The organism is Enterococcus sp. RTP21361st1_A6_RTP21361_211029 (assembly GCF_040910045.1).
In the GTDB taxonomy this organism is placed as follows: Bacteria; Bacillota; Bacilli; order Lactobacillales; family Enterococcaceae; genus Enterococcus_D; species Enterococcus_D gallinarum.
Genome location: NZ_JBDGBK010000173.1, coordinates 1 through 2,396, shown reverse-complemented (window position 1 = coordinate 2,396; position 2,396 = coordinate 1). Strand labels below are relative to the sequence as shown.

Below are 2,396 nucleotides of genomic sequence, written 5' to 3'. Positions count from 1 at the left end.
CGATGCCCACACGGATGCCCCGGGCTTGGACGAGTCGGTATGGATGGAAGATCGGGTGGCCTTCCTCGTCCGTCACGTTGCAGCACAGGAGCCGTTCGTGCAGGTGGGGGTTCTGGCTTGCGGGCAGTGCGGTGCCGTGGTCGAAGTCGTGGTTGCCCAGGGCCATGGCGGTGTAGCCGCAGGCGGAGGCGACGCGGGTGAGCGGGGATTCCCTCTCGGCCGATCGGGCGGTGAAGGTGGCGTAGGCGCTTCCTAGCAGGTAGTCGCCGGCGTCGATGAGCAGCGTGGCGTCGTCCACGCCCGTCATCCGCTTGGCGGCGTGTGCGGCGAGTATGCCGGCCGCGTGGGCGTTCGCGGCGGACGGGTCGCCGGGCACGTCCGCGAGGGTGTCGGGCAGGAAGCCGTGCAGGTCGCTGGTGGCGAGGATCGTGATCGTGGTCATGTGGCAGGCCTTTTAGAGGAGTTTCTTGCGTAGCCATCCGGTCGCCGCGTCGATGAGCGCGACCACGATGATGATGCCCAGCAGGATGATGCTGACCCTGCTCCATTGGCGGCTTTGGATGGCGAAGATCAGTGGTGCGCCGATGCCGCCGGCGCCGACCAGGCCGAGGGTGGCGGCGCTGCGCACCGCAATCTCGAAGTGGTTGAGGGACAGTGACGCGAAGATGGGCATGAGCAGGGGGATGCGTCCGAAGAACGTGGTCTTCCAGAAGTTGGCGCCGACCGATTCCATGGCTTCGGCGGGCCCGTTGTCCATGGATTCGATGTTCTCGGCGTACAGTTTGCCCAGCATGCCGACCATGTGGACGCCCAGGGCGAGGACGCCGGCCGCGGGGCCGGGGCCCACCACCTTGACGAAGATGATGGCGTACACGAGTTCGGGGAACGCCCTGAGCAGGTCGGTCACGAACTTCGCCGCGCCGGCGACGGCGGGGGTGTGCCGCCACAGGGTGGTCGCGCTGATGAAGGACCAGGGGAACGCGATGACCGTGGCGATGACCATGCTCAGGAAGGCGATGCAGATGGTCTGGAGCATGAGGCTGACTAGGTCCTCACCGCTGCCGTCGTAGACGTACGACCAGTCGGGGTGGAACAGTTGGCTGATGGTGTCCGACAGGGAGGTCCAGGACATGGGGGCCTTGTCGGACCAGTTGGTGGTCGCGAAGCAGACGATGACCGCGATGCCTATGAGGGCGGCCATGAGGTGGTGTGCGGTGAGACGGATACGCATCAGCGGAGCCTCTTTCTGATGATCTCGCTGACCCAGTCGACGATGACGACGAGCACGAGAACGGTGAGTATGACGAGCGACACGCGGTCGTAGCGCATCAGGCTGAGTGAGGAGTTCAGCAGGACGCCCACGCCGCCGGCTCCCACGTATCCGAGGATCACGGAGGCGCGGATGTTGATCTCGAAGGCGTACATGGCGTAGCTGGCGATGTCCTGCCCGATCTGCGGGAGGATCGACCATGTGGCGATCTGCATGCGGTTGGCGCCCACGGAGCGGGCGGCCTCGACGGGGCCGGGGTCGGAGATCTCGATCGACTGGTAGATCAGCTGGCCGACGATGCCGAAGGTGAACACGGCGATGGTGATGATGCCGCTGACCTGTCCGATGCCCATGAACGCGACGACCAGGGCGGCGAGCAGCAGCGTGGGGATCGTGCGGATGATGTCCATGACCACGCGGGCGACCGTGGCGACCACGCGGTTGCCCGTCACGTTGCTGGTGCACAGGAACGCGAACGGCACGCCGAACAGGAGTCCCAGTGACGTGCCCACCACGGACATGCGGATCGTCTGGACGAGGGGCATCCACACCTTGGCGAAATACGCCCAGTCGGGCGACAGGAGGTTCGAGAAGAAATCCGCGGCCTGCCCCATGTTTGCGATCGCCTCGCCGAAGTCGGTCTCGGTCGCGTCCTTCGCGGCGAGGAAGCAGACGACGAACACTATGACGGTGGCGAGCCGTTTCCACAGGTTCCGGTGCACCGTGTCCTTCAGGGGGCGGCCGGCCGACGGTGTGCGGGTCATGATCGCTCACCCGTCTTCCCGGCGTCGTCGCCCTCGTAGATGTGGCGGAACATGTCGTCGGTGAGTTGGGCGGGGGTGCCGTCGAACACCACCGTTCCCCGGCGCATGCCGATGATCCGGTCGGCGTATTTCTTGGCGAAGCCGACGGAGTGGATGCTGATGAGCACCGTGGTTCCGTCATCCTGGTTCATGCGTTTGAGGTCGGTGAGGATCGTCTCAGAGGTGACCGGGTCCAGGGAAGCGACCGGCTCGTCGGCGAGCACGATCCTGGCCTGTTGGACGCGGGTGCGGGCGATGGCGACGCGCTGCTGCTGGCCGCCGCTGAGCTGGTCGCTTCCCTGGACCCGGTCACCTCTGAGACG

General features: G+C 65.9%; 4 protein-coding genes. All 4 read right to left on the bottom strand.

The window, feature by feature from the left end:
- Positions 1-442 (bottom strand): metallophosphoesterase (locus AB5Z52_RS16635; protein ID WP_368267084.1); only part of this gene is annotated, 442 nt, incomplete at its 3' end.
- Between the two features lie 12 nt (positions 443-454).
- A complete protein-coding gene (gene phnE / locus AB5Z52_RS16630; protein ID WP_032743421.1) occupies positions 455-1,231 on the bottom strand; it encodes a phosphonate ABC transporter, permease protein PhnE in 777 nt (258 codons plus the stop codon).
- Positions 1,231-2,034 carry a phosphonate ABC transporter, permease protein PhnE gene (gene phnE / locus AB5Z52_RS16625; protein ID WP_065436595.1) on the bottom strand — a complete coding sequence of 268 codons (804 nt, stop codon included), beginning with the start codon at positions 2,032-2,034 and terminating at the stop codon, positions 1,231-1,233. The genes phnE (AB5Z52_RS16630) and phnE (AB5Z52_RS16625) overlap by 1 nt, the downstream gene beginning before the upstream one ends.
- The coding region (locus tag AB5Z52_RS16620; protein WP_368267081.1) for an ATP-binding cassette domain-containing protein at positions 2,031-2,396 on the bottom strand (366 nt) is incomplete at its 5' end. The genes AB5Z52_RS16620 and phnE (AB5Z52_RS16625), both read right to left, overlap by 4 nt.